Origin of the sequence: Mucilaginibacter gossypiicola, assembly GCF_900110105.1 — a bacterium.
Classification (GTDB): Bacteria; Bacteroidota; Bacteroidia; order Sphingobacteriales; family Sphingobacteriaceae; genus Mucilaginibacter; species Mucilaginibacter gossypiicola.
Genome location: NZ_FOCL01000013.1, coordinates 68,542 through 95,247, shown reverse-complemented (window position 1 = coordinate 95,247; position 26,706 = coordinate 68,542). Strand labels below are relative to the sequence as shown.

Below are 26,706 nucleotides of genomic sequence, written 5' to 3'. Positions count from 1 at the left end.
TTATCGCCCCGCCACACTATAACAAAAGTTACTAACTTGCTGTTAAAGCATTAAAGCACAAGTAAAAAGTAACAACCGGTAAATGGCACTAAATTTTTTAAAGCATAAGTGGCAAAAAAGGACATTTAAATTTGTGCTGATACCGGTTATAGTAATATTACTGCTGGCTGCGGTAGTAAACAGGTATTGGTCGCCCATATTGGCCGGCAAAGTAAAAGACGTAGTATTAAGCAGCAGCGATAGCCTTTATACAGCTGATTTTTCGGATGCTGAACTGCATATCCTGTCGGGAAAAATCATTATTTACAATATAACCCTTAAGCCGGATACAACTGTTTACAATCAAAAAAAGCGGCTGCACCTGGCACCTAATACGCTTGTTGAACTTAAAGTAAAACGACTGGTACTTAATCATGTACATCCATTTAGCCTGTATTTTCAAAAAAAGCTAAATATCGGCCAAATCATTCTTAATGAGCCGCAGTTAAATGTAAGTTACCAGCTAAACCACACTAAAGATACCGTAGTTAAAGATCACCGAACCGCCTGGCAGCGCATCTCTAAAAGCCTGAGGTGTATCCAGATAGGCACTATTTTACTGAATGATGTTAACTTAAAATACGAGGATTATTCGGGCAATAAAGTAGCTATTTCAAAACTTAAAGAACTGAACTTAAGCGCTACCGACCTGCTGATAGACTCGGCTACGCAATACGATAAATCGCGTCTGCTTTATTGTAAGGATATTATTACCGAATTGAATAATTACACAGGGGAAACTCCAAGCGGGTTGTACACTTATAAGATCAGGCACCTCAAACTTTCAACCCTTACTTCAAGGCTCAACATTGAAGGGCTTGCTATGCAGCCCGCCAAATCAGATGTATTTTTTGGCAAAAGCCAAAAAGATCGGCTTGGGCTGCTGGCTGATTCGGTGCAGCTTAACAACTTTGATTATTTAAATTATCATAAATATCGTACTGTATCTGCCTCAAGTTTAACTCTTGCTAATGGCAAGATCACAGCCTTTACCAATCCCGGTAAAAAGCCGGATTCACTTACCGACAAGGTTAAAACCTTTCCTAACATGATGATCAGGAAGCTAAATCTTGATTTGCGGATAGATACCACGAAAATCAGGCACGTTGATGTGATTTATAATGAGTTCAATAAAAAATCGCAAAAGACAGGCACGGTTGCATTTAATAATACCAGCGGAGTTATTTATAATATTACCAATAATCCATCGGCTATTGCTAAAAACAACATTACCACTATTAACCTCACCACTTATTTTATGAACCGTGGCAGGCTTGATGTACAATTAAAATTTAATTTAAGTGATGAAGATGCAGCCTTTAGCTATAAAGGCACATTAGGCCCAATGGAATTTGGAAGGTTAAATCCTGCTACCATGCCTTTGGCCATGGTAAAAATGACGTCGGGCAATGTTAAAAAATTCAGCTTCGATATCCAGGCCAACAGTAAAGTATTTAAAGGGAAGGTTGATTTTTTATATAATGACCTAAAGGTGGTTTTATTAAAACCCGATACCGTTAACGATCGGTTTAAAAGAAAATCGATCATGTCGATATTTGCCAACCTGTTTGTGATCAGGCGCAGTAACCCTGATGATAAAGGAAAACTTACCTCGGCAACGGTGATCTATAAACGTCCTAAAGATTCACCATTTTTTAAAACCGTTTGGAAAACGTTGCTCACTGGCATAAAGCCTTGCATCGGCCTCGATGAAGAAAAACAAAAAGCCACTAAAGACCGTATTGACGAGCATCTGAAAAACAAAGAGGAACGTTTAAAGAATAAAGCAGAACGTCAAAAGAGGAAAGCAGAGCGGAAGAAACTAATGGACCAGGGGAAGTTTTGATAAGGTTATGAAAATAACGTCTCCGCCACGTCATTGCGAGGTACGAAGCAATCCCCAACGGGCAGAGTAGCTATGCAAGCTGCCCTGTAAAGTTCGCGATTGCTTCGTACCTCGCAATGACGCTTCTTTATCAGGCACCGTATCTCATTCAATCTTATTGCAACAACAACTTCAAATTAATGCCAAAATTGGTAAATGATGTATTAAACGTTTGCGAGGTATAGGGTTTGGTAAGATTTGAATCGTAAAATAAATTCAGGTTAAAGCGCTGGTTGATCACATAATCAATAGACGGCCTGACAGTAATGTTCTGCGCACCTGATGAGATCTCGGCCGATTCAACATCTGCCCGATAAATAAGCGTTTTATTATCACGAAGCGAAAAATCGAGCTTGAAGTTTACATCCTTATGCTGGAGGCCCTCAAACCAGCCAAACGGGAAATGAAAATCTTTGGTGTGGTAGCCAAAGCCCAAAACTATGATCTTTTCATTTTGCTGTGCCAGCTGACTGTTAAGCATACTCAGGCTTAACGAACGGCTTTGACGAAACTCGGCATTGGCGGTCATACTGTTCTTGAAACGCATGCTTGCACCCAGCAACGGCACAAACTGCTCAAAAATAGTAACCTGCGAAAACTGGTACAGCGGCAGAAAGTCGTTGTTTAAATCGCGCGCCGAAGATGCTCCGTGAGCTTCCTGGTATTGTAGCAATGATGTAAAACCACTTACATTGTATGACGAGCGATAACCGTGGCTCAGATCGAACGAATCAAAAATATCCTGGAACCAGGAAATCTTGCTTAGCCCGTTATACGTAACCTGCCAGTTAGGGATAGGGATTTTAGGAAATTGCGACAAGTTACTGCCCGATGCATTTTTACCTCCATAAGCAGCTAAAAACGCAGGCACCAATACGTTTTGTGAATTTGGCCCGTAACCATCAGCATATCCATCGGTAACACCACTTGAGTTTGGATTGGTGTGCCCCAGTCTTTGAGATATTACCGTACGGGCATCTAAAAACTTTTGGAAAGTACTTGACACGTTGTTAATCCCTTTTGCCGATTCAAAGGCGGTACCAATGGTCAGGAACGACACACTGTAGTTACCCGATGTAACCGGGCTTAAGGTTTCAATGCTATTGCTTGATGCCAGGTATTTAAAGTTTGCCTGGTAATTATGGTCCTGGGTTTTAAAGGCGGTAAGCTCGATACGCAGGTCCTTAAAAGGTTCGATGATACCCCTGAAATGCATATCTTCATTTAGCGATGTGGTATATAACTGATTTTGCAGGGTATCCTTAGTGATCCAGCCGTTGGCGACTGCCTTAGCCCGGATATCTGTCTGGCTGCCTAATAAAAAGCCTAAACCGGGAGCGCTGCCATCGGCACCAAAAAAGCCCGACTGCGGTAAATAGCCTGGTAAAAATGTACCCTGCGTTCGGGTATAAGTAGCACTCAGGTTTTTAATACTGGTTAACAGCCCTATCAGGATGTTGCTCTTTTTGTTTGGATTATTGGCCTTGCGGATAAAAGGAAACTTATTATACAGCGAAACCATGTTCAAGGTTGGATTAAGTTGAATTGCCCTTGAATTTTGAATACTGTTACCTACATCATAATCGGTACTGTTAATAGCAAACAGCGGTTGTGTTTGCCAGTTAAAGTGGGTGCTATAACGTGCCACAGCCGACACCCAATCCAACCCCGGAATTTTATTGATAGGTACCGTATAGTTAAAGTTAATGGTGTGGTTATAATTGGTTGTTCGACCCAATTTTTTCAGGTTATCCCAAAGCGTATCGCGCTTTAAACCATTGATGCGCCCGGCAGGCTCATCTACAACCGAAAGATTTGTAGCGTCGATATCCATTTGCAGTGATTTGGACAGGTTCCAGCCTATACCATAAACACGGGTTATGTTGAAATATTTGTTGAACGTAGTTGTAGGAATGGGGATATAATTATTAGGATCATTATCGCGCAGGGTATTCTCGGAATAAAAACGATCGAAATTAATACTGAAATTTAACCGCGACGGCAGCAAGCTAAAGTTGAGGTCCCGGAACAAGGCCAGCATATTGCTCTTAATGATCTTGGCAAAAGGGCTATAGTATTTGGGTTGATTGGTGTAGTTGTAAGCCAGTGTAAGGTTATATGTTTTCTCTACATCATTCTGCGTCACAAAATCATGGTGATTGTATTCGGTGTAAGCATAGCTGGCATTAAAATTTTCGATATCCCAAATATGGTTTATGGCGTTTTGATTGGTACGCGCCTTATGTACATTGGTAAAGTTGATACTTTTACGAGTAGTAATATCGATAGCCGCATTTCTGATAGAGTCACGTTCTTTGGTGCTTGTAGCAGCAGCAAGCGATGCCTTTAGCTCAACATCGGGCGCGCCGGGATCATATTGCGGCATGCTTCTTTGCGACGATAAATTGATATAAGCGGGAATATGAATACCACTTTTATCCGGGAAAAACTTACCCAGCTCAACATTGGCCGATACATCATAGGTTTGGTCATCGCTCTGGCTCCTGTCGTTCAGTCGCGAATCAAGGGTACCGAAACCAATGGTTGTTTTACTGCCAGATACGGTTATATCGGCAAAGTCGGCAAGCTTGGCATCCATCCTCGCGGTGGCGGCCCATCCGCCACGCTGATCAAAATCAGTAAGGCGCAGCTCATCAAACCAAACGGTACCTGATTTATCCAGCCCGTCATCCGGTATGGCATTTGTTCCTTTATAAGGGTTGCGCACACCAAGCATAATAGTACGCAGTTTACTTAAATCGGGCTGGCCTTTAATATAAACCACCTTATCACCTTCGGTGTATTTGAATAGCTGATTGTATGCTACGTTGGAGTGGTTACGTGCCAGCTTTGCGCGCACAAGCAAATCAAGTTCGAGGTCCATCTGGTTAACATCGGGCCAGATAGATGCCGCGTCGCTGGTGCCCGGCTGGGTTATTTTTAAAGGCAGTTCGTACTCATAATAGTTATCCTGGTAATCAACACCAAGACGGATAAATGCGTTCAGATCATTATCTTTCAAATAATCGCCTTCGGCATGAATAAACATTTGCATTCGTTTGTACTTACGCAAATCGTTATAAAAAGTACGGAAAGCAGCCCTTGAATATCCATCGCGTAAGCTTTTAACATTTAACGACAGCGATTGCTCGTTAAGCTTGGTATTGGTTTGCAGGTTATTGTAATTACGCTGACGGTTAATACCCGGAGGTACTACATAAGGGATAGGTGTACGGTTACCATTTTCCTCAATATTTACTGCCTGCACATCAATGGTCGAATTATCTATCGGCGGGTTTGAGATAGCCGGGTCGGCAATCACGTTCAACGGATTCTTTTCAGTATTGAAAGCACGCCACTCACCGCGCACCAATTCTAAAGTAGCAAAACGAAGCACAGCGGTATCGGCAAAGTTGGTCATGAACATCCTCATAAAACGGATGGCCTTAAAATCCTGGATGTTGCCCACTTTCGACTGGTAATCGGTAATAGGGATCCGGAACTGATACCAGTTAACCGCCTGCGTTGTACCATTGGGTAGTTTCACCTGGGCGGTAACCTTATCGCTGATATAATTTTGCCCAACAACCATATCGGCAGGGCGCATAGATACTTTATACTGGAAGTATGAATCTTCCTGGCTCATGTTGTTGTCACGGTTAATATCCTCACCATCGGGCAGGGAGGTAGAAGCCGAGTTTTGCAAACCAAGTTCGGCTTGTGATTGCTGTGCTGTTTTAGAGTTACCATCAGTACCATTGTATTTGCTATAACGGTCAAGAATGCCGGCGCGGGCCTGGTCAAGCGCCGGGCCCTGGTAATACTGATAATCGTCAGATGATGGGTCGGCTGCATACGTGGTTGCGGCCTGTGCATTCAGTTGTCCTTTGATCTGCTGAACAACGGGCGCAAATTTAGTTTGCTCATCCTGGTCGTTCATACCGTCTAAACCAACGTCCTGCAGTTTACGGGCATCAGGGTTATTATCAAAAGCGTTGATAACCGGCTGCAACTTGGATACCCTGCCCCAGTTGGTCTCATCAACCTTGGTCATATCGCCATCAACAGGCAAACTGTTTTCTAAGCTTTTTCGGCCGTCTTTCAGGATATCTTCAGAGATGGAGCCTAAGTTAAAGTACAGGTCGCCACCGGCCGAATTTGGTTTGTAAATAAACGGATCGAGCACCCAAAACTCAATATATGATACGTTTAATGATTCAAAATCGTTAGTTTCCAGTTTCCTGAACATACCGCCCCAGCGTGTTTTGGGATTTTGCAAAGTACCATCGGGATTAATGCCGGTGGTAGCATAATTGTACGGCCCGCGGATGGTTGGATAAAAAGCCATGTTCAGGGTAGCCAGGCTAAGCGGCTGTCCGGTAGCCGATTGCTTATAAGGGAAAACTTCCTGCTCAATTACCTGCCTTACATAATGGTTGGAAAGTTCGCTTTTGGATATTGGGATAGATCCTGCGCTGGTATAAAATATAGGGTCGATATTGTAAAACGCTAACCGTGCGCGATTGTAGCCATAACTCAAATTATCGAACAAAGCCGATTCGCCAAACAACTGCGGGGTACCAGAAATTTGCCAGCTGTTTGCTCCTTTAATATCTATTACCGATTGGCTGTTTTCAAAATCATCAAGATAGGATGTACCGTTTTTTGAGCCTGCAAAATTCAATGCACTTGGGCTGCCAGGCATCAGTTTGGCAAACTCGCCATAAAAATTAATGGATGATGGCACCTTGGTATGAATACCGGGAATTTTATCAACCAATCTGGTTAAAAACCTGGAGTTTGAACTATAGTTGGCATCAAAACCCCAAATGGTGTTTGATATGGACTCTTCGCCCGCAATTTCATTTTGCGTGATGGGCTGCTCGGTAAGGTGCATCAAGGTAGCACCTAATTGAAGTTTATCGCTGGCATGATAATCAAGCCTTGTACCGTATAACGACTTTTGTTGTACACCAAACAATTCATTATTCTCTAATTTCACAGTAATAGGCTGACCCGAAGATAACAACGCCTGGTTCAGGATCCTGATCCGCCCGGCATTATAATCAACCGTATAATCGTTACCCTCAGTTAACTTTACTGTACCGGCGGTTACTATTACCGAACCCTGCGGAATATTGACCGCGTTTAACTGGTATTCAGAACCTCCCGTTGAAGTATAGGTTCCCTTAATCACATACCTGTTTAAAGCCGGAAAATATTGCTGCGCGATGGTTTTGGTTGAATCATACAATGGCTGATAAACGTATCGTTTAACCAGGTCAGTTTCGCCAGCGGTAAATTTTGATGCAAGGTCCGAACCAAAGGGCTCCACTACCGGGAACGAGATTCGCCCGTTTTGTGAATCGATGGTGATCCCCTCCAAAAAGTCGAAGTAGCCATCGGGCTTTTTGTCGCTTTGCTGGTTGAGGTTATCAAGCCCTGCTACCTGAAGCCATAGCTTACCTTTTAGGTTTTGCCCTTCTTCCATCACTGTTTTTTCAATCCCCGTTTTATCGTCGAGGCGGGTAACTGTCAGTTTAAAATCGGTAGGCGCTATCTGAAATGCACCAAGGGAATAGATGTTTTTCATCATCAGATCCCAGGTTGGCAGGTTGGTTTTCAGCAGCTCGCCTTTAAGCAATTTCACAAACAGTACATTGGGCGTATTTGGGTTAACTGCCACGTCGCTGCTAAACTCTCCCACCTGGTATTGTACACCGTTAACGGTATACTGGTAAGCAACTGCCAAAACCTCATCATTATTTAAGGGGTAATTTAAGGAGATATAACCCAATTGCGGATGCAGGGTATACTCCTTATCAGTAAGCTTGCGGGCATATGTTAATTTTGAATAGTTATCCGTACTGCCCGATCCCTGGAAAAAGCTGGCAACATCATTGGAGTTGGTGAGCCTTGCATTTTGCGGCAAAACGGTTAACAAGTTGTTTGACTGCTGTGCAAAACCGGGCCCTTTAAAGCCGGCAGGCAGCGCACTGCCGCCACCAACAATTCTCGTTTTATTATAAGGATTATTTTCACCAAGGTCGATAAACGCTAAGATATCCCGCGAATCGGTGGTTACGTTGGTACGATTAGTTGTCCAGACCTCAATTTTGGTAATGTTAACGTTTGAGCTGATAATGGGAATATTGGCCAGTGCCCGGTTATAATTATTCCTGAAATATTGCGACAGGAAGAAGTGTTTGTTGGCTTCGTAATCGGCAGGTGTTAAACGAAACTCCCCCTGTTGCGATCCGTTGGTAATGGTTATCGTTTTTGACTGTGAGCGCTGCTGCGAAAAGATACTGGTAACATCCAGCCGGCCAAATTTCAGTTTGGTTTTTACGCCGAAAAGTGCCTGACTACCAGTAATCAGCGTGGTATTAAGCGGCATACTAACAGTACCGGCTTCAATTTTCTGGATGATCTCATCGGGCGAGCCTGTATAATCCAGCTTGATCTGGTTTTCAAACTGGAACTGCGCATCGGTATTATAGTTAGTGGTGATCTTTAATTTATCGCCTATATTACCGGTTACGTTCAACTGGATGCGCTGATCAAAATTAAAGTTGAACTGACTGCGCTGCCGGGTATTAAAAAGTGGATTTTGGTTTTTATTTACCTGCCCGGCCATGATCATCTCTGCCGATCCCTGCGGGCGGATATCGATAACCGAGCTGCCAAAAATCTGCTCAAACGTATGGCTCCTCACCTTTATAGGCGGAATAAAGCCCGGCTGCTGCGAATCATAAGCATAATTATCTGCCAGTTGCTGAAAATAGCCCCGTTGGGTTGACCTTTCTTTAAGTTTTAAATACTGCTCGAAAGTGAGGTATTGCGGCGGGCGGTAAAGTAAATTACCTACCCTTTCGTATAAAATATAGCGGTTTGTAGCCGGATCATATTCAATAGTACGCACCAGGCCTGCCGGGTCGGCATTGAAAATACCTTCCCTCATCCGCTGGCTTCGTGGCGCGGTTAGGTTTATTGGTGCATTTGATTTGGTTGTATCATTTTTAGCCGCAGGCGAGGGCTTTTGTTGTGCATACACATTACCCAGCCCCCCGAACACCACAATGAACAACACACTTATAAGTGTCTTATAAGTAAATACTTTGGTCAAAAGTTAGTAGATATTTATCCGTAATTATAGAGTTTTTAACGCGAACTTAATAAGCTCTTCAACCGTTAATTCACCATTATTTTTCTTTATCTCCTGATCTAATACCTTCTCGGCTGCATTACGCGCAAAACCCAGCATCACCAATGCCGAAAGGGCTTCGTCCTTAACAGTTTGGCTTACCGGCACAACCGTCAAAGTATCAGGACCTTCCTTACGCAGCTTATCCTGCAGCTCCAAAATGATACGCTGGGCAGACTTAGGGCCAATCCCTTTTATCCGCTGTATCAATGATACATTACCATTCACAATAGCAACCTGGATCTCGGCCGGGCTTATGGATGATAACATCATCCTTGCCGTATTTGGCCCGATACCCGAAATAGAGATCAGATGTAAGAACAATCTGCGCTCACCCTCTGTAGCAAAGCCATAAAGCGTATGCGCATCCTCTTTTACGTGCAACCACGCAAAGAGTTTACATTTTTCGTCGTCGCCGATGCCCGAATAGGTATTTACCGAAATATTAATATGATACCCCACCCCTCCCGCATCTATAACCACATACGACGGGCTTTTGAACATTAGTTTTCCACTAATATAATCATACATATATTATTACTTTATTAAGTTTATTAAACAATGATGTTAATGGCAAAACAGCCTTTACAGTGATTATCCAAAGATAAAATTCCGGCGTCATTATGTTCATATAATGACAAACAAAAAGCAGCTATATACTCACCTAAAAAAATAAAGACGCTAAGCATTTAAATACCAGCGTCTTTATTAAAAAATGTATTATTTATTACTTTATATATTAACTATTAGTAGCGGCTTTTGCCTGGGCATCAACCACTGCAATGGTTACCATATTTACAATTTCACGTACCGAACTGCCCAATTGCAACACGTGTACCGATTTCTTTAAGCCAACCAATATTGGCCCAACGGCTTCGGCCCCACCAATTTCCTGTAAAAGTTTATAGGCTATATTGCCCGATTCCAGGTTAGGGAAGATCAGCGTATTTGCCGGCTTGCCGTTAAGCGTTGAAAACGGAAAGTTATCATCAAGCAAATCGGCATTCAATGCAAAGTTGGCCTGCATATCACCGTCAACAACCATGTCGGGATATTTTTCATGTAGTATCGCCACTGTTTCGCGCGTTTTTTCAGGCACTTCTCCCTCGTTTGATCCAAAGTTGGAGTATGATAATACCGCAATTCTCGGGCTGATGTTGAATTGCTTCACCGAGCGTTCAATCAGTACAGTAATATCAACCAGGTCATTAACACTCGGGTTAACATTCACTGTTGTATCGCCAAAAAACACAGGCCCTTTAGCTGTGATCATCATGTACATACCGGCAACACGGTTAACCCCTTCTTCGGTGCCGATGATCTGCAATGCGGGTTTTACCGTGGTTACATAGTTTTTGGTTAAGCCGGAGATCAAAGCATCAGCCCTGCCAAACTGCACCATGCAGGCGCCATAATAGTTACGGTCTACCAGTAGTTTTTTAGCTTCATACAAGGTAACACCCCTGCGCTGACGCTTATTGTATAGGTATTGCGCATATTCATCAATATGTTCACAGCCCTCGCGCGGATCAATGATATGTACATCACCCAAATCAAGGTCATTATCGCGGATGATCTTTTTGATCCTGTCGATATTGCCCAGCAAAATAGGGGTAGCGATCCCTTCTTCTTTTACGATCTGTGCCGATCTTAAGATCTTATAGTTATCAGCCTCAGCAAATACAACGCGCTTAGGATCCTGCTTAGCTTTAGCTGTAAGGTTACGCAGCAATTTATCGTTGGTACCCAGGCGTACCCTCAGTTCCTCGGCATAAGCATCCCAATCGGCAATCACCTTACGGGCTACCCCCGAATCAATGGCAGCTTTTGCCACCGCCATAGATACTTCGGTGATCAACCTTTGATCCATCGGCTTAGGGATAATATAGTCTTTACCAAATTTGAGGTTGGTAAGGTTATAGGCCAGGTTAACCGCTTCCGGAACGGGCTTTTTAGCTAATTCGGCTATAGCATGCGTTGCGGCAATCTTCATTTCCTCGTTAATGGCAGTAGCCCTTACGTCAAGCGCCCCGCGGAAAATGTAAGGAAAACCGAGCACGTTGTTTACCTGGTTAGGAAAGTCGGAACGGCCGGTTGCCATAATGATATCATCACGCGTGCCCGCTGCAAGGTCATAGTCAATTTCGGGCACCGGGTTGGCCATAGCAAAAACAATAGGCTTTTTAGCCATGGTTTTCAACATATCGGGCGTTACCACGTTACCTGCCGAAAGACCAACAAACACATCGGCATCCTTCATGGCATCAGCAAGGTTTTTAACATCTTTGCGGTTGGTAGCAAACTCCATCCTGATATCGTCAAGATCGGTACGCTCCTGGTTTAACACCCCGTTAATGTCAAACATCACCAGGTTCTCTTTTTTAACCCCTAATGACAGGTACATTTTTGAGCAGGATACGGCTGCCGCGCCGGCGCCGTTAACGACCATTTTTATCTTATCCAGCTTTTTACCCTGAATTTCGCAGGCATTCATTAAAGCTGCGCCGGATATAATGGCGGTACCATGCTGGTCGTCATGCATTACAGGGATATTCATTTCGGCCTTTAACCTGCGCTCAATTTCAAAGCAGGTTGGAGCCGAGATATCTTCCAGATTTACGCCGCCGAAAGTAGGTTCAAGTGCTTTTACAATGTTCACAAAATCATCTACACTTTTGGCATTCAGCTCAAGGTCGAATACATCAATATCAGCATAGATCTTAAACAGCAGGCCCTTCCCTTCCATTACCGGTTTGCTGGCTTCAGGACCAATATTGCCTAAGCCAAGTACGGCAGTACCATTGCTGATCACAGCTACCAGGTTACCTTTGGCGGTATATTTATAAACATCTTCGGTATTGTCGGCAATCTTTAAACATGGTTCGGCTACACCTGGAGAGTAGGCCATGGTTAAGTCACGCTGCGAATTTGTTGGTTTGGTAGGTACAACTTGTATCTTCCCGGGACGGCCTTGCGAGTGGTAGTTTAGCGCGTCCTGTTTTCGGTTAGTTTTATTCATTTTTTTCAAATTGAAGCGCCCAAAATTACAATTCTTTTTACGGAACAAGCATAAAAAAGCCCCTTTTTACGATTATGCTAAAAAGAGGATAAAATACGGTTAATGTTTTGATAAGATGTGTTTAAAAGAATGGATTTGGCAATATTCTATTTTTTCTTCTTTGCCTTTTCCATATTTTTCTGCACCCTGAACTTTACAATTTTAGTGATCAGCTCAAGTGGCATAGGTTCGTCAAGCGGGAATTGAACCGATCCTTTAGCCCCTTTATAACCCGAAAGTTCTTCTTTAAATTCTTCCAACCCCTGTGGTGCTGGATAAAAGCCGATGTGATTTTTAAAGCCTCCAAAGTGCACCAGGTTACCATTAAGAATAAATGTTGGGATGGCGTACTTGATAGCTTCTTCAGCATCTGGCGCGGCAGCTTTTATAGTAGCACGCACAGTTTGAAGTTTCTGCCGAACCTCCTCCGGGAAAGCGGCGATGTATTCATCAATAGTTTCTTTTGGCTTCTCCATGTTGATGCATGATTGGTTGAAATAAATCTACGAAGCTTTTTTTGCTTTTGAAACTACATGCCGTATACATCAGGGTTCTCTGCGAGTTTAACTTAACCCACAAAATGATTATTGCCGATTGACCAATCAGCGCGAGTTGAACCCCTCTGGGGTTCGGATAAGGGGTGGGACGTTATTTCTACAAACCTATTCCCCCTCTGGGGGATTTTTATTGGTTAATAAATAGGTATTAATAGAGATGTGCTTAAGGACAGATGCACCAGAGGTGCAAAAGGTTTGTAGCATAAAAAGTATAGAAATGCCATTTGCCCCAGAGGGGCAAAACACGACGTCTTGCCGTTAAGCGACAAGCAATTTTGCGGGTTAACTTAAATCTGCGAGAGACCCTGATGGGGCAAAAAAATCTATCAGGATATTTAGATGGTGTTAACAAAAAAACATGTCATTGCGAGGAGCTGCGTAGGGCAACAGCATTGGGGGCGACGTGGCAATCCCGTAGCTATACAGATCGGACATGCATTGGCTACAAGTTTGCCGCGCTAAGCTCGCAATACATGTTTTTTTATTTCTTAAACAATTTACTCTCTTGCGCTCGTTTGCAACGAGCGCTTAACTTGCGTTAGCGTTTATAACGCGACCAGCGATGCAATCGTCAAACCAGGTTAAGCGCTCGTTGCAAACGAATGCAAGTTTAAAAAACAGCTAAGCTACTTTTGCTACGGCGGCCAGAGGCCGATCGATAGTTGCCACTCGTCAGGAGGCGAGCGGCGGCGGATTTTTATCCCCCCCTAAAAAAATCCGAAAGCTGGATTTCAACTTTCGGACTTACGGACATCGGACTTTCCGACTAAAAGAACTTAATTCTTCGAGTACGGCCCATCATCCTGCACATTGGCAGCAACTTCGCCGGCCGATACTTTCAACATTGCTCCTACCGGCGCTTTATTAGTTTTTAAATGGTTCCAAACTTTAAGGTCTGATACCTCACAGCCAAATTTATCGGCAATAGAGGCCAGCGTTTCGCCTCTTTTAACTTTATGATGTGTTGGTATATGACGTTCAGATTTTACCGAAGCGTATTGCACAGCAGCATAAGCAGCAGGCTTAGGGGCAGCAGGTATCGGAACATCAACGCCATTTAGCACATTATACAACGCAGCATAATTATCTTTTGCTGTTTGCGGAATAATAAGCCTACGCGGTGTTTTAGGGCTGCCGTTAACTACAGCCATCCGGTACGATGGGTTAAGAATGGTGATCTCCCTCAAACTAACATCAAGCGCCTGGGCAACGTTGCTCAGTGGTACTACCCTTTTTACCATCACTGTATCAGTGCGGGTAGAAAAATTGCAGGCCTGTGCCACGATGTTATGTTTATTAAAATAGTTCATCACATAGTTCATAGCAATAAAAGCAGGCACATAGCCCCGTGTTTCGGCAGGCAGGTACTGACGAATGCTCCAAAAATCGGTTACACCTCCGGCTTTTTCAACCGCGCGTTCCACGTTGCTTTTACCGCAATTGTATGAAGCTATGGCCAGCAGCCAATCGCCAAATTCCTGGTATGCATCTTTTAAATAGGCAGCAGCAGCATAGCTTGATTGGATAGGATCACGGCGCTCATCAATATAGTTATCCATATTTAAACCATAGATCTTAGCCGTGGTACCCATAAATTGCCAAAGTCCGGTTGCCCCCACCCTTGATACCGCATTAGGATCAAGTTTGGATTCAACTATCGACAGGAATTTTATTTCTTCGGGTATGCCCGCTTCGCGGAAAGCTTTTTCGTAAATAGGAAAGTAATATTTAGTTAAGCCTGCCACCTGGCCCATCTCATCGCGGTTGTGCATGTACAGATCGATATAAGCCTGCACATATTCATTATAATCAAGCTGAATATCTTTACGGATAGAATCCAACCTGCGCTTATACAAACCACCATACGAACTTAACGGCATTGACTGGTTAAGCACCGGTAAAATAGTAGTATCGGCGTTTACAATATCAGGGTTAAATTTAGTTACCCGGTTTATTTGCTTGAATGATTTTGCCGAATTTACTGTGTTTGTTTCGGCTTGTAAAAGTTGGAGTGATAAGAGGCAAATGGTCAGCGTAAATAATCTCTTCATTTATTCAGGGATTTGATTAATTTATAATGCCCAAAGCATCAGCATTTTACTAAAATATCATTTTTATTACAGATCGAGAAAATATTTGGCAAAATCTAACAGTTGCTGCTCGCCAAAGTGCTTTGTTAATAACTGTAAACCTAACGGCAAACCATTGCTGTTATTGCCCGTAGGTATTGATATAGCCGGAACACCGGTTAGTGAGGCTTGTACGGTAAAAATGTCAGAAAGATACATTACCACCGGATCTTTCTCTTCCTTGCCTATTTCAAAGGCTGGTTCCGGCGCTGATGGTACTAATATAAAATCATACTCTTCCAGTATTTCATTAGTTTTTTCCTGGATCAGCCTGCGTACTTTTTGTGCTTTTGCATAATAGGCGTCGTAATAACCCGCGCTTAATACAAAAGTACCCAGCATAATACGGCGCTTTACTTCTTTACCAAACCCTTCAGAGCGGGAACGTTTATAGGTTGATTGCAGATCGGTAGCCAGCGGACTACGATATCCGTAATGTACACCATCATACCTTGCCAGGTTTGACGATGCTTCGGCCATGGCCAGGATATAATAGGTTGGTACCAGATAATCCAGCAGTTCAAAAGCTATTGGGGTAACTGTATGCCCATCGGCACGCAGTTTATCAATGTATTGTACAAGGTTATCTTTTACTTCGGTATCCACACCCGGGCTTGATATCGCTTCCTGAAGGTAAGCTATCTTCTTTTTACCCGGTTTTTGAAGGTTAGTGTATGATGCAGGCGGCGGGGTTTGTGACAGTGTGCTGTCGAAATCATCCGGACCGGCAAGTACTTCAAGTAATAACGCTGCATCTTCAACCGACTTGGTAATGGGCCCTACCTGGTCAAACGACGAAGCATAGGCAATGATGCCATGCCTTGAAATTGTTCCGTAAGTAGGTTTTAACCCAACAACGCCGCAAAACGAAGCAGGTTGCCTTACCGAACCGCCGGTATCTGTACCAATAGCTGCATGACACATCCCGGCTTGCACAGCTACAGCCGATCCACCTGATGAACCACCGGCTACTTTAGTTTCATCGGCATGGTTTTTTACCGGGCCAAAATATGACGACTCATTAGTTGCGCCCATAGCAAACTCATCGCAATTGCAGCGACCAATGATCACCGCATCTTCGGCCAGCAGGCGTTCAACTACGGTTGACGAAAATATGGAAGTAAAACCGGTTAAGATTTTTGAAGAAGCACTAACCTGGTGCCCTTTATAGCAGATGTTATCTTTAATACCGATAACCATACCGGCTAATTTACCGGCGGTGCCATTTTTTATTTTGTTATCAACATTTTGTGCAGCAACCAACGCTTCATCAGCAAACACTTCATTAAAAGCGTTTAAATGAGCATTTTTTTCAATCTCAAGCAAATAGCCTTTTACAAGACCTTCAACAGTAATTTCTGCACGTTGCAACCCGCTCTTTATTTCGGTTAAAGAGGAATAAATATTAGCCATGGGGCTAAAATAAAAAACTTATCTGTTGAAATAAGAAATAAATCAACAGATAAGTTCATATACTAAGTAAAAACGGTAGTAAAACCTAATCCCTGTTAGGGTATTAAGCTTTTTTTTCTTCAGATGATGATGAAGATGAGCCTTCGCCGTTTTGCGCGTCTTTAAATTCCTTAACGCCTTTTCCTAAGCCTCTCATTAGTTCAGGGATTTTTTTACCGCCAAATAATAAAAGTATCGCAATGATGATCAGAATAATTTCTGGTGCGCCTAATCCACCCATGATTTTAAGTTTTTATGTATGATTAAATTATATTAAGATTTATATTCTTCGTGCTTTTCTGTTTCTGAATGATTTTCAGCAGTACCTTTATCTAAATTGATATGACTATGATGTTCCGGCTCGGCAGGAGTATTTACATGGTAACCACTCATTGGCATTGTATTTGGAACAGTATTTTCAACAACCGGCGTTTCATGCTCAGTTGTAGCTTCGGGAGCTTCTGAAGCTTTTTCATCTATAAGCGGGGCTTCTTCTTTTTTAGGCTCCGGCTTTCTGTCTTCGTAATTATTGATCTGGTTGTTGATCTCACGTTTAACATCTTCGGAGGCATCTTTAAACTCACGGATGCCTTTACCCAGGCTTTTTGCCAAACCTGGCAGCTTTTCGCCGCCAAATAGCATTAATGCTGCAAAAAGTATCAGTACCATCTCGCCTGTACCAATATTTAAAAATAACAAAACTGAACTTAACATAGCATTCTATTTAAGGATACAAATATATACAATTAAAATTTCTTATAGTTCATAACTAATTAGTTAGGCGCCAGCCATATCTTAGGGTTAACCGGAGTTGTTCCCTTATAAATTTCAAAATGCGCCTCGGTTTCACCGGTTGACGGATCGGTAGCTACCGTGCCGATGGCTTGTTTGGTGCTCACCTTTTGGCCGCGTGCAACAGTTACCGACCGTAAATTACTATAAGCAGTAAAGTACTCTCCATGCAATATAATTACCAGGTAAGTACCGCTCACATCTCCCACTTTTACAACCGTACCATCAAATACAGCCCTTACAGTGCTGCCCTGGTTAGTACGGATATCAACACCTGTACTTTCGCTCCTGATGCCCTCTGGCGTGGTATAAGTACCAAAGCCCTGGGTAATTATTCCATTTGATACCGGCCATGGCAAACCGCCACGGTTACCCAAAAAGTCGTTCGACAGCTTGGCGGCTTCAGGTGTAGCATTCAACACACTTGAATTACTGCGTGTTGCAGCCGGCTTAGCTGGGGCAGGTGCAGCGGGAGCAGGCTTATTTTCGGCTTTTGCGCGTGCAGCGGCCAGCCTTGCGGCTTCTTCAGCCCTGCGTCGTTCCTCTTCTTCCGCCCTTCGCCTCGCTTCCTCAATTTCCCTGCGGATAGCGTCGTTAATAGCACGGGTAGTTTTGACGATCTTGGCCTGAAGGTCTTTCTGTTGTTTCTTCAATATCCCCTCATGCTGCGACAAATCGCTTACTACCTTAACCTGGTTATTACGCTCATTACCCAGTGTTTCTTTTTCCTTTTGCTGATCCTTTAAAAGGTCATTTTTTTCGTCCTTTGTACGGTCAAGCTCATTAATTTTAACATGCAGCTCTTTTTGCGTGCCTTGAATATAGCTTGCCTGCCGCTCGCGGTAGGTGCCAAACTGCTGTAAATATTTTAAACGCTTATAGGCCTGGTTAAAGTCTTTTGATGCAAAAAGGAACATCATTTTATTATAGGCACTCTGATTGCGATATGCAAACAGGATCATACCTGCGTATTCCTTTTTAAGCTGGTCTAACTGTGACTGTAAGCTACGTACGTTATTATTGCTCTCAGAGATTTGGTTATCCAAAAGCCTCACCTCCGAGTTGATGTTCTCTATTTTTTCCTGCCTTAGGTTTATCTGCGCCTTGAGTATGCTTAGTTGCTTTAATGAAGCCTTTTTGTTGTTTAAAGTTTCATTGTAATCTTCATTTAATTGTTCAAGCTCTTTGTTTAGCTGAGCTTTACGACGTTTCAGTTCGTCACTGCTTTGCGCATGAACATTAACTGCTGCCAGTACCAATAGTAAAAAGAAAACTGCTTTTATAAACTTCATCAAGTAAACATATTAATTATTTGCCCGGCTCGTACCCATCAGGAATGCTGAACGGGTAGTTTTGCTCTACTTCAAAATCGGCCTTAGTATAATGCAAATTAACTTGTATTTTTTTATCTTTTACTACAGATGCTATATCTATTTGTGATGGCAGTACCCTGTTTGTTGCCTGGATAAAGGTATTATTGGTAACCTGTAACGATTGCGCCTGGCTTTGATTATCTAAATTAGTTTGCGTAACCTTATTATCCGGACCAAGTATCAGCTTGTAAACCAGATCATTCAAAACTCCACTCAAGGTTGTGTTGCCATCTGCATGATCAATAGTTGCCTGTTCATTAACCAGCTCGGGCACCGCGTTACCAATCAGCAATGATTCGAGCGTTTTATAATTAACCTGCTTGCTGGCGTAAGTATATATATAGCTGAATGGCTTTTTAATATAAACACTTTGCAGCCGGTTAATGATCATGATACTATCGGGTGTTATCACAGCGCGGGCGGCCTCAATGCCTAATACCGCCGTGATAGAAACCCAGATCCTTTTATCTTTTGCTATCCTGATATTGAGCGTAACATCATTACTGTTGTTATTGATGCTAAGCTTGGTTTTTGCCTTGCCTGCAAATGTTGTAAAGTTCACCTGGCTCGACCTTATGGCTGCCAGTTTGCTGACAACATCATTGGTTTTTGCAGTCGAATCGGCCTTACGGGCAACTAATACCTGTTTACGCGCCTTACAACTTACCATTACCAGCAGGCAGCAAGCTATAAGTAAACTATTCGCTATATTTTTTTTCATTTATCTTACGATCTAAAACCGGTGATTGTTCACCAAAGCCCTTAGCCTTTTTCCAGTTAGTTACGGCAGCATCAGCATTCCCAAGGAAAAACAAAATATCGCCATAATGTTCGTACTTAACGCCACTATTATCTTTATCATGCGCCAGGGCTTTCTCCATCCACTCTTTTGCCTGGGCATACTTTTTTTGTTTAAACAGTATCCAGGCATAAGTATCTTCAAACGATGCTGTGTTAGGTTGTAACTCATTGGAGTGTAACGACATTGTTGCCGCCTTTTCCAACTGCTCATTCCTTAACGATAAATAATAAGCATAATTGTTTAAAGTGAATGCATTATCCGGATTGTAGGTAAGTGCCTTATCATAACTTTCATCAGAGCTCTTAATGTTTTTGAGCTCGTGATAACAATCGCCCAATAATGAAAAACTTAACGAAAGTAGCTGCTTATCCTGAAGTTCTAATGAAGTAGCATTTTTTAAATAACCTACGGCTTTGTTATTATCCTTTTTTTGCGCCCAGGCAACACCTACAAGGTAGTTCATCCAGGCCTGGTTAGGAAATAACGACAGCGCCTTTTCTCCGTCTTTAATAGCCGAATCCAGGTCATTATCGCCTAACTCCAGCCGTACTAACTGTTCCTGAACATTGTATACCTGATCATTAAGCTGTACCGACTTTTTTACCACCGGCCTCGCTTCTTTGTATTTTTCATTCTGGATAAGCATGTCACCATAAATGGCATAAGCCCTGGCATCATTAGGATGAGCTACAGTTAAAATGCGGCTCAACTCAAGCGCACTGGCTTTGGCATTGGCATCCGGAAACTTTGGAAAGTATCCTGATATAATATTTATTTTTTGATCGATGCCTATATCGGGTATGGCAAATCCCTGGGTAAGCTCGTTAAAACTGGCTTCGTTATTTTTTTTATCGCGATAGATATCGGCCAGCGCAAAATGCACCATGCCATTACGCGGATCAAGCTTTTCGGCTTGTTGCAAAGTTTTAAAGGCCTTATCTGCAAATCCGTTAGAGTTGTATATTTCGCCAAGGGCAAGGTAATAACGGATCTCATGCGGATTAGCGGCTATCTGCTTTTCCAGTTCGGCGGCAGCCTGATCAATTTTGCCCTGCTTTAGATAGATCTTTTGGCGGTTGGCTAAAAGATCATCGCTTGGGCCGTTAAGCTTTTCGAGCTCATCATATACTTTTAACGCATCATCATATCTTTTTAAGATGTTGAAAGCATTGGCTTTATCAAAGTAATATTCCGGCTTATCGGGATTAAGCCTGATCAACTGGTTAAAAACATTCTCAAGCTTATCAATGGTATTTGTTTTTTCATAGCTATCAGCCAGTGCGCCCCAATACCATTCATTATCTTTATTTATAGCTACAGCCTGCTCCAAAAGGGGCTCGGAGCCTGCAAAGTCATTTTGCTGACGTTTAAGGTTTGCCAGTTCGTACATTGAAGCATCATTTGCAGGATCGGCCTGTAAAATGCGTTCAAACATTTCGGTAGCAAGCTTATAGTTTTCAATCGTTTTTTCGCGCAGGGCCGAAAAGAAAAGCTGTTTCACTAACGCACTGTCCTGGTAGCTCATTACCTTACCTGCCGATGAGAGGGATTTATTATCGCCGGATTTTTTATGTTGAGCATGAGTAGCCAGGGGCAAGAGTAAAGAAGCAAGAAACAAGACAGAAAACGCAACCGGCATCTTATCTTGATTTCTTTTTAAATGTTTTATTTCGCTGCAGATTTTCATCTTCTTGCTTCTTGACTCTTATGGTCTTATTTCTATTTCTTTCTTGTCTCTTGACTCTAAAAGTCTTGCTTCTACCTAAACCTTCCCTGTGTGCCCGTAACCGCCTTCTCCCCTTTGGGTTTCGTTCAGCACTTCTACCTGCTCCCAGTTAACCCGTTCATGTTTGGCAACCACCATTTGGGCTATCCTGTCGCCGGTATTGATCTCAAAATCTTCTGTCGAGAAATTGATCAGCAATACTTTGATCTCGCCACGATAATCGGCATCAATGGTACCCGGCGAATTAACGATGCCGATACCATGCTTAAATGCCAATCCACTTCTCGGGCGGATCTGAGCTTCGAAACCCTCAGGTAGTTCGATGTATAAACCTGTTGGAATGAGTTTACGCTCCATTGGTTTAAGTACTACTGTAGTTTCTACATCGGCACGCAGGTCCATACCCGCTGCATGAGCCGTTTCATAGGCAGGCAACGTATTTTTTGATTTATTAATTACGCGGATTATCATCGTTTAAATATAGCTTTTAACTCATTGCGCTCAAAGTAAAGCGTCCCGGCCGCAAATAACAGTAAAAGCCCGTTTCCAACAAAAATATTACGCTTAAATACCGTAAATGACAGAAAAACAAACACTATAGCGACAATTATATACGCTATATTCTTTTTTAAGTTGTACGGGATAGGATAATTTTTTTGCCCCCATATGTACGATAGCACCATCATGGTTGCATACGCCGTAAGGGAGATCCAGGCCGAAGCCATGTAACTGTATTTAGGAATAAAGATCACGTTAAGCACAATAGTAATTACTGCCCCAATACCTGATATGTATAAACCATACCGGGTTTGATCGGATAGTTTGTACCATACCGACAGGTTCATGTAAATACCCAGGCTCACATAACCTAAAAGCAGCGGGGGTATTACGCGTAACCCTGTCCAGTACAAGGCGGTTTGTTTTGCATCTTCGCCTTTTATAAAATATTTCAGTATCTCGATATTGGCTACAATGCCCACAAATATGATGCAGATAGTTATCACAAAATAATCCATGATGCGGGCGTAGGTTTGTCCGGCATTTTTGTTCTTGGCCTGGCTAAAGAAAAATGGCTCGGCCCCGAGCCTAAAGGCGTTCACAAAAATACTCAGGAAAACAGAGATCTTGGCGCAAGCCCCGTAAGTACCAACGTCAAGCAAGCTATTTTCGGGCAGCAGCTTACTAAGCAAAATCTTGTCGAGGTTTTCGTTTACCAGGTACGATAAATTGGCTATCAATATCGGCCAGCTATAGCTGTACATACTTGCCAGCATTTTACCATCAATACTAAAGCGCAATTTCAGTAACTCGGGCGTTAACAGTATCAGTGTTATGATGCTTGATATTAATTCGGATACAAATACATAACCTACCCATTTAGGCATATACCATTTCATGATCCACGCTGCGCCCCCCCAATTATGTTCGAGCCAAAATGGAATAACTTTTATGAAAATAAAGTTAAATGCAACAAAAATAAGTACGCTTACCAGTTTGATAATGCCATATCTGCCGGGCCGGCCTTCGGCCCGGATTTTAACAAAGGGTATAGCACACCATGCGTCGACAACAACTATCGAAAAGAAAAGATACACATACACCATAAAATCGGCATGCGTAGTACCCGTAAGGGCTTTAACCTCGATGCCTTTTGCAGCCATTCTTTTAGCATTGCTCGAGTCAACAAAATCGGCAAAATGGCTCGCGAAAGGTAAAGAGCAAAGCAGGAAAATAACAGTTACGGCAAGTACCGAGGCAAAAGCGTTGTTATAAACCTGTTGTTTTTTATCCTCATGTTTATTAAGGTATCTGAAAAAGGTGGTTTCCATTCCGAACGACAATAATGCATTCATCATGGATACATAGCTGTACATAACAGTTATGATACCATATGCCCCGGTTGCGAAAGACCGCGTGTAAAGCGGGGTCATTATAAAGGTGAGCACCCGGCTGGCAATGGTGCTTATACCATAGACAGCGGTTTGCCCGGCGAATTTTTTAACGGTAGACAATGATGATATTTATTTATGAGCGCCTTTTAACAACCTCAAAATTACGATAGTTTTTCAATTCGCCTTCATGGCTTTCAACTGTAGTTACTTCGGCATCCTGGGGTCCTTCATTGCACCATTCAAGAAACATATCCAAAAAGGTATCATCGGCTTCAGCTTCGATATACACATCGCCGTTAGGCTCATTTAGTACAAAACCGCGCACGCCAAGCTGATCGGCAACAGCTTTAGTTGATTTACGGTAAAAAACGCCCTGCACTTTGCCTTTAACAGTAATATTGAGATGTTTTATCATCAGTGTTTGTGAGTATTTAAATCAAAGCTGAAAGCGAAACGCACAAAGCCTGAAGCGCCAAATAGCTTGTTTATCAAAATTGTTTAGTTAATCTATATGAAAACAATTAACAGGCTCCAGATAGATATTACAAAGTTAACTTTTTCCTGCTAAGCAACCCGTTCAACTTTACAAGCGTAACTACAATAAAAATATCACAATTTTAACAGGATCGATATAACTCTAAAAAAATCTATTTTATGAAAAAAATCATTTTTTCGGCGCTGATCATAGCTTTTACAGCCTTTTCGGCATTTGCGATTTTTAGCAACTGGAAAGTTAAAGGCGATGAGGCCCAGGTAACTTTTGAAGGGCACAGGGTAAGCGGATCATTTAGTGGCCTGAAGGCCGAGATCAGTTTTGATAAAGACCATCCCGAAGCCGGTAAAATATCGGCAAGTATTGATGTAACTACGGCAGCAACCGGTTTTTTCATTAAAACCAGCCACGTAAAGTCGGCATTGGGCGCAGACGACTATCCAACCATTAAATTTGAATCTACCTCAGTATCAAAAAGCGGCAGTGGCTATATTGCCAACGGCAGGCTAACCATGAAAGGCAAAACCAATCCCGAAGCCATCCATTTTACTTTTGATGATAAAGGCAGTGAAGGTGTATTTAAAGGCGATTTCAAAGTGCTGCCTCCAAAATATGGCATCGACAGAAGCGGCACTCCGCCGGAGGTTACTATCCATTTAGTTGTGCCGGTGAGTAAGGGGTAAGTAACAACGGGCAAAGGGCAAAAATCCATGTCATTGCGAGGAGCGGTAGAGCAAAGCGCGGCGGGGCGACGTGGCAATCTCTTAGCTATACAAATCGGAGATGCATTGGCTACGAGATTGCCGCGCTTCGCTCACAATGACATAGTTTATAGTTAGATATTCGTTATATTAAAAGCAAAAAACCGGCTCTTCGCCGGTTTTTTGCTTTTATATCAATTTCTTCACTTTAGTTTCGGGAGTGATCTTGAACCCATCAAGCCCGCTTATCAGGTTCAGGCCGGGGGTTTTGCCTGCCTCAAGCGTGCCTTTTTCATCGTTGATCCCCAGGTATTCGGCACCGTTGCGGGTTCCCCATTCAACAAGGCGGGGCAAACTTATTGAAGGGAATTTTTGCTGGATAGCGCGCATTTCGCTCAGGATGCATAATTTATTGTTAGATGCAAGACTGTCGGTTCCAAGGGTAATATTAAAACCCTGATCAATAAACAAATCTATTTTAGGCAAACGCCCTTCAATATAAAGGTTTGCATTGGGGCAAAAGCACCAGTTAATCTTCCTGTCAAACCGCTTGATGAAGTAAATATCTTTCAAATTGGTACATGTGTTATGCACCAGCAAAACCTTTTGCTTATTGGTAAGCAGCGGAATAATAGATTGTACCGAGTTACGGGCCTGCGGCTTAAAATAGGATATATCCATACCAAAATGTTCGTACAGATCTAAAAACGCACCAAGTTTATAACGATAAAATTTATTCTCGTCTTCACATTCCTGATTATGGATACTGATGAGGTTTTCATCGTCGGTATCGCTATGTCTTTTGATGAGTTTGAATAACTCTTTTGATACCGAATACGGAGCATGCGGGGTTACAGAGCACGAACCGGGCTTAAATTCATTGAGCAGGATAAGCGCCTTTTCAAAAACCTCGGTCGCCTTTTCGGGCAAAAAACCAAAGGTTTCAACAAAGGTATGGTAGTACAATTTACTTTGTTTCTTCATCTCAACACTGTTATTAGTGTTGGAGATATCGCCAACGGCCACAATACCATTATCATACATTTCCTGATCGGCTTTAACAATTGCGTCAAGAACTGCCTGCTGATCGGTATTGCGTAAGGATTGTACGTCTTTTATAAAACTTACCAGGCCGCCTTTGGGTTTTACTTTATCTTTTAGGTGTGAAAGTTCGGTATGGCAGTGTGTATTAACAAATCCGGGACAAATAATACCGCTTACCTGCTGTACATTTCCTCCCGGGTGCTTATTACTATCGGCAACAGCGATGATCTTCCCCTGATCATCAACAGTGACTATACCATTTTTAATCGGATCGGCATAAACTGGAAAAACGTAATCGGCTCTAAAACTTTTCATTAAAATTTAAACTTGGTATCGTAACACATAACGTTTTTCAAAACAAACTATCCTGCAAAATAAGTACAATTAACTTTTAGTTATTGTTTTTTATTCAGCCAAAAAGAATGACTTTAAAAAAAGATAGATTTTTTTAAATTTAAGTACTTTTGCACTGTGAACAATACAAAAGATAAAATTGACATCCGCAGCCTGAGTCTGAATGCTTTACAGGAGCATTTTATCCGCATGGATGAAAAAGGCTTCAGGGCAAAACAGGTTTATGAATGGCTTTGGAAAAAATCTTGCTTTTCTTTCAACGAGATGAGCAATATTTCAAAAGAACTCCGTGCTAAACTGGATGCAAATTTTGTAATTAATAATGTAAAAATTAATTCTTCACAGGTTAGTGCTGATAAAACTATAAAAAATTCTTTTATTTTACACGATAACCATTTAATTGAGGGTGTTTTAATCCCTACTCCCGGCCGTATGACGGCCTGTGTATCATCGCAGGTGGGTTGCAGCCTTACCTGTAAATTTTGCGCTACAGGTTATATGGAACGCAAAAGGAACCTCAACCCCGACGAAATTTACGATCAGGTAGTTTTAATTGATCAGCAAGCCCGCGAAAACTATAATCAGCCTTTATCAAATATTGTTTACATGGGCATGGGCGAACCATTGCTTAACTATGCCAATATGATGAAGTCTATAGAGCGCATTACTTCTGAAGATGGGCTTAATATGGCTGCTAAACGGATTACCGTATCAACTGCCGGCATTGCTAAAATGATCAAAAAACTGGGCGACGACCAGGTAAAATTTAACCTGGCCCTTTCCCTCCATGCTGCAAACGATGAAAAGCGTAATACCATTATGCCTATTAATGAGCAAAATTCATTAAAGGCATTGGCCGAAGCTTTGAAATATTACTATGCCAAAACCAAAAACCCGGTTACCTACGAGTACATCATTTTTGATGGTGTAAACGATGGCATCCAGGATGCGATAGAACTTGCCAAGTTTTGCAAACACCTGCCCTGTAAGGTTAACATCATTGAATATAACCCCATTGCCTTTGCCAGCTACATCAACGCCGGCGAAGATAAGGTTGAGGCATTTGCAGACTACCTTACCAAACAAGGCATCAACACACACCTGCGCCGCAGTCGTGGTAAAGACATTGATGCGGCCTGCGGGCAGCTTGCCATTAAAGAAAAAGACAAACTGGCCGAAGTTTAAAAAATCCGTATTAAATTAAG

The 26,706-nt window shown here is 42.4% G+C and carries 18 protein-coding genes; 3 read left to right on the top strand and 15 right to left on the bottom strand.

Annotated elements, in window-relative coordinates; translation table 11 throughout:
• Nucleotides 1-82 precede the first annotated feature (82 nt).
• Entirely contained in the window at nucleotides 83-1,885 is a 1,803-nt protein-coding gene (locus BMX50_RS28810; RefSeq protein WP_091219105.1) for a hypothetical protein, read from the top strand.
• 154 nt (nucleotides 1,886-2,039) lie between these two features.
• On the opposite strand, the gene sov is transcribed toward BMX50_RS28810, so the two are convergent.
• The 14 genes from sov to BMX50_RS28740 all read right to left on the bottom strand — a co-directional run bounded on the left by sov (nucleotide 2,040) and on the right by BMX50_RS28740 (nucleotide 23,321).
• Nucleotides 2,040-9,050: a T9SS outer membrane translocon Sov/SprA gene (gene sov / locus BMX50_RS28805; RefSeq protein WP_244281133.1), complete on the bottom strand. Its 7,011-nt coding sequence runs from the start codon at nucleotides 9,048-9,050 to the stop codon at nucleotides 2,040-2,042.
• Nucleotides 9,051-9,074: 24 nt separating this feature from the next.
• Nucleotides 9,075-9,659, bottom strand: coding sequence for a Holliday junction branch migration protein RuvA (gene ruvA, locus BMX50_RS28800; RefSeq protein ID WP_091219102.1), 585 nt, complete (start codon nucleotides 9,657-9,659; stop codon nucleotides 9,075-9,077).
• A 208-nt stretch (nucleotides 9,660-9,867) separates the two neighbouring features.
• Nucleotides 9,868-12,147, bottom strand: a complete 2,280-nt coding sequence (locus BMX50_RS28795) for an NADP-dependent malic enzyme (RefSeq protein ID WP_091219099.1) — start codon at nucleotides 12,145-12,147, stop codon at nucleotides 9,868-9,870.
• A gap of 146 nt (nucleotides 12,148-12,293) precedes the next feature.
• Nucleotides 12,294-12,662: an iron chaperone gene (locus tag BMX50_RS28790; RefSeq protein WP_091219094.1), complete on the bottom strand. Its 369-nt coding sequence runs from the start codon at nucleotides 12,660-12,662 to the stop codon at nucleotides 12,294-12,296.
• An 857-nt stretch (nucleotides 12,663-13,519) separates the two neighbouring features.
• Complete coding sequence (locus BMX50_RS28785; protein ID WP_091219091.1) at nucleotides 13,520-14,794, bottom strand: lytic transglycosylase domain-containing protein; 1,275 nt, start codon at nucleotides 14,792-14,794, stop codon at nucleotides 13,520-13,522.
• Between the two features lie 66 nt (nucleotides 14,795-14,860).
• Nucleotides 14,861-16,285 carry an Asp-tRNA(Asn)/Glu-tRNA(Gln) amidotransferase subunit GatA gene (gene gatA / locus BMX50_RS28780; protein WP_091219088.1) on the bottom strand — a complete coding sequence of 475 codons (1,425 nt, stop codon included), beginning with the start codon at nucleotides 16,283-16,285 and terminating at the stop codon, nucleotides 14,861-14,863.
• A gap of 103 nt (nucleotides 16,286-16,388) precedes the next feature.
• Nucleotides 16,389-16,565 carry a Sec-independent protein translocase subunit TatA/TatB gene (locus BMX50_RS28775; RefSeq protein ID WP_091219083.1) on the bottom strand — a complete coding sequence of 59 codons (177 nt, stop codon included), beginning with the start codon at nucleotides 16,563-16,565 and terminating at the stop codon, nucleotides 16,389-16,391.
• 32 nt (nucleotides 16,566-16,597) lie between these two features.
• Nucleotides 16,598-17,038: a Sec-independent protein translocase subunit TatA/TatB gene (locus tag BMX50_RS28770; RefSeq protein ID WP_091219079.1), complete on the bottom strand. Its 441-nt coding sequence runs from the start codon at nucleotides 17,036-17,038 to the stop codon at nucleotides 16,598-16,600.
• Nucleotides 17,039-17,097: 59 nt separating this feature from the next.
• On the bottom strand, nucleotides 17,098-18,408 hold the full coding sequence (locus BMX50_RS28765; RefSeq protein WP_091219076.1) for a murein hydrolase activator EnvC family protein: 1,311 nt from the start codon (nucleotides 18,406-18,408) through the stop codon (nucleotides 17,098-17,100).
• Nucleotides 18,409-18,424: 16 nt separating this feature from the next.
• On the bottom strand, nucleotides 18,425-19,210 hold the full coding sequence (locus BMX50_RS28760; RefSeq protein ID WP_091219071.1) for a lipoprotein insertase outer membrane protein LolB1: 786 nt from the start codon (nucleotides 19,208-19,210) through the stop codon (nucleotides 18,425-18,427).
• The gene (locus BMX50_RS28755) at nucleotides 19,188-20,930 is read right to left on the bottom strand and encodes a tetratricopeptide repeat protein (protein WP_167668133.1); all 1,743 of its coding nucleotides are present in this window, start codon (nucleotides 20,928-20,930) and stop codon (nucleotides 19,188-19,190) included. Before BMX50_RS28755 ends, BMX50_RS28760 begins: the two co-directional genes overlap by 23 nt.
• Before the next feature lie 123 nt (nucleotides 20,931-21,053).
• Nucleotides 21,054-21,488 (bottom strand): dUTP diphosphatase, encoded by a 435-nt coding sequence (gene dut, locus BMX50_RS28750; RefSeq protein WP_091219063.1) that lies wholly within the window; start codon nucleotides 21,486-21,488, stop codon nucleotides 21,054-21,056.
• On the bottom strand, nucleotides 21,485-23,029 hold the full coding sequence (locus tag BMX50_RS28745) for an oligosaccharide flippase family protein (protein WP_091219059.1): 1,545 nt from the start codon (nucleotides 23,027-23,029) through the stop codon (nucleotides 21,485-21,487). Before BMX50_RS28745 ends, dut begins: the two co-directional genes overlap by 4 nt.
• A 13-nt stretch (nucleotides 23,030-23,042) precedes the next feature.
• Complete coding sequence (locus BMX50_RS28740; protein ID WP_091219341.1) at nucleotides 23,043-23,321, bottom strand: acylphosphatase; 279 nt, start codon at nucleotides 23,319-23,321, stop codon at nucleotides 23,043-23,045.
• A gap of 242 nt (nucleotides 23,322-23,563) precedes the next feature.
• Between BMX50_RS28740 and BMX50_RS28735 the strand changes: the two genes are divergently transcribed.
• Nucleotides 23,564-24,085, top strand: coding sequence for a YceI family protein (locus BMX50_RS28735; RefSeq protein WP_091219056.1), 522 nt, complete (start codon nucleotides 23,564-23,566; stop codon nucleotides 24,083-24,085).
• A 207-nt stretch (nucleotides 24,086-24,292) separates the two neighbouring features.
• On the opposite strand, the gene BMX50_RS28730 is transcribed toward BMX50_RS28735, so the two are convergent.
• A complete protein-coding gene (locus BMX50_RS28730) occupies nucleotides 24,293-25,462 on the bottom strand; it encodes an amidohydrolase family protein (protein WP_091219052.1) in 1,170 nt (389 codons plus the stop codon).
• A 156-nt stretch (nucleotides 25,463-25,618) separates the two neighbouring features.
• Between BMX50_RS28730 and rlmN the strand changes: the two genes are divergently transcribed.
• Nucleotides 25,619-26,686, top strand: a complete 1,068-nt coding sequence (rlmN, locus tag BMX50_RS28725; RefSeq protein ID WP_091219047.1) for a dual-specificity RNA methyltransferase RlmN — start codon at nucleotides 25,619-25,621, stop codon at nucleotides 26,684-26,686.
• Nucleotides 26,687-26,706 lie beyond the last annotated feature (20 nt).

What these genes read in the sequence shown, in the direction of transcription:
- BMX50_RS28760 (WP_091219071.1), bottom strand. Translation starts at nt 19,210, where the DNA reads ATGAAAAAAAATATAGCGAATAGTTTACTTATAGCTTGCTGCCTGCTG.
- gatA (WP_091219088.1), bottom strand. Translation starts at nt 16,285, where the DNA reads ATGGCTAATATTTATTCCTCTTTAACCGAAATAAAGAGCGGGTTGCAA.
- BMX50_RS28775 (WP_091219083.1), bottom strand. Translation starts at nt 16,565, where the DNA reads ATGGGTGGATTAGGCGCACCAGAAATTATTCTGATCATCATTGCGATA.
- BMX50_RS28765 (WP_091219076.1), bottom strand. Translation starts at nt 18,408, where the DNA reads ATGAAGTTTATAAAAGCAGTTTTCTTTTTACTATTGGTACTGGCAGCA.
- ruvA (WP_091219102.1), bottom strand. Translation starts at nt 9,659, where the DNA reads ATGTATGATTATATTAGTGGAAAACTAATGTTCAAAAGCCCGTCGTAT.
- BMX50_RS28785 (WP_091219091.1), bottom strand. Translation starts at nt 14,794, where the DNA reads ATGAAGAGATTATTTACGCTGACCATTTGCCTCTTATCACTCCAACTT.
- BMX50_RS28735 (WP_091219056.1), top strand. Translation starts at nt 23,564, where the DNA reads ATGAAAAAAATCATTTTTTCGGCGCTGATCATAGCTTTTACAGCCTTT.
- BMX50_RS28790 (WP_091219094.1), bottom strand. Translation starts at nt 12,662, where the DNA reads ATGGAGAAGCCAAAAGAAACTATTGATGAATACATCGCCGCTTTCCCG.
- BMX50_RS28755 (WP_167668133.1), bottom strand. Translation starts at nt 20,930, where the DNA reads ATGCCGGTTGCGTTTTCTGTCTTGTTTCTTGCTTCTTTACTCTTGCCC.
- dut (WP_091219063.1), bottom strand. Translation starts at nt 21,488, where the DNA reads ATGATAATCCGCGTAATTAATAAATCAAAAAATACGTTGCCTGCCTAT.
- BMX50_RS28770 (WP_091219079.1), bottom strand. Translation starts at nt 17,038, where the DNA reads ATGTTAAGTTCAGTTTTGTTATTTTTAAATATTGGTACAGGCGAGATG.
- BMX50_RS28810 (WP_091219105.1), top strand. Translation starts at nt 83, where the DNA reads ATGGCACTAAATTTTTTAAAGCATAAGTGGCAAAAAAGGACATTTAAA.
- BMX50_RS28795 (WP_091219099.1), bottom strand. Translation starts at nt 12,147, where the DNA reads ATGAATAAAACTAACCGAAAACAGGACGCGCTAAACTACCACTCGCAA.
- BMX50_RS28730 (WP_091219052.1), bottom strand. Translation starts at nt 25,462, where the DNA reads ATGAAAAGTTTTAGAGCCGATTACGTTTTTCCAGTTTATGCCGATCCG.